Source organism: Vibrio sp. 1978 (assembly GCF_033344345.1).
Window position 1 is genome coordinate 1 of sequence record NZ_JAWPOP010000168.1, and the last position, 1,025, is coordinate 1,025.

A 1,025-nucleotide genomic window follows, 5' to 3' on the forward strand; every position below is an offset into this window, starting at 1 on the left:
GATCCAACTTTCGTAGATTGTGTCTTTACATCAAAACTGGTCTACCTAGACTAGCGGCGAGTTTAAGTAAAAGGTATGTACGGCATGTGGAGTTGGCTGGCGATAGGGTTATCAGGTATGTATTCCGTGTTGGGTGCAAAGCAAGCGAACCCGACACAATCCTTAGTGTTTAAAATCTTTACGCTATTACTTCTTCTTATTTTGGTGCTAACCCAAGGGCCGTCGTCCGATCACAGCTACTGGATTGCTGGTGGTTTGGTGGTTTCTATGTTCGCCGATACGCTGCATTCGTTTAAAACACGCAAGCTGATCTATTTTGCTGCCTATCTCGCAGCGCAAGTGTGCTACAGCAAATCTTTTTGGGTTCAGCTCAATGGCGATATCGTGTGGTGGTTGTTGGCTTTGTTGCTTGCCGCCAGTATCGTGGCGTTTTTCCTTCTTTTACCGCAGTTAGATTCGCTCGTTTTTCCCGTAGTGACTATGGGCATAATGCTAGTGCAGCTCGCTTGGGCAGCCGGTGAGGTTTGGCTACAAACGCCTAGCTACGCGAATGCCATTGGCTTTAGTGGCACCGTCATCATGACGTATTCCGCGCTCGCTTACGCCATACACGGATTCCGTAAACCAATGAAGCGCGCGTATGTTTGGGTAAGTGGTAGCTACTTTCTTGCTCATGCACTCATTGTTGCTTCTATCATTTACTAACGTAAGTCAAAGCAGTGCTCGACGATTTCAGTACACTGGTCGGGTTCTATTTGCTAACTGGAGTTAATGATGAGTGGCATTCATGCTCACAACTTACTAAACCTACTACGTGAAACCCCAATGAGCCACGACGAGCTCGCACAACATTTGGCGCAGACGTACGTTTTCATACCTGTAAGTTGAATGATCTAGACTTAGATGCATTGCTAACCTTTTTATTACAGCGCGATAAGGTTCGCGAACTCGAAGGCAAGTTCGTCGTCAACATGGCGCGTATTTGCAACCATTAAGCGGTGTCTGAGGTTGTTTCGGTAATCGGG

At 46.8% G+C, this 1,025-nt stretch carries 1 protein-coding gene and 1 pseudogene; both read left to right on the forward strand.

Translation table 11 applies throughout. The features are described 5' to 3' along the window. Positions 1–84 precede the first annotated feature (84 nt). Positions 85–705: a lysoplasmalogenase gene (locus R8N49_RS25250; protein ID WP_237301898.1), complete on the forward strand. Its 621-nt coding sequence runs from the start codon at positions 85–87 to the stop codon at positions 703–705. A gap of 69 nt (positions 706–774) precedes the next feature. Continuing rightward, positions 775–995: pseudogene (locus tag R8N49_RS25255) on the forward strand (YecH family metal-binding protein). The last annotated feature ends 30 nt before the right edge of the window (positions 996–1,025 follow it).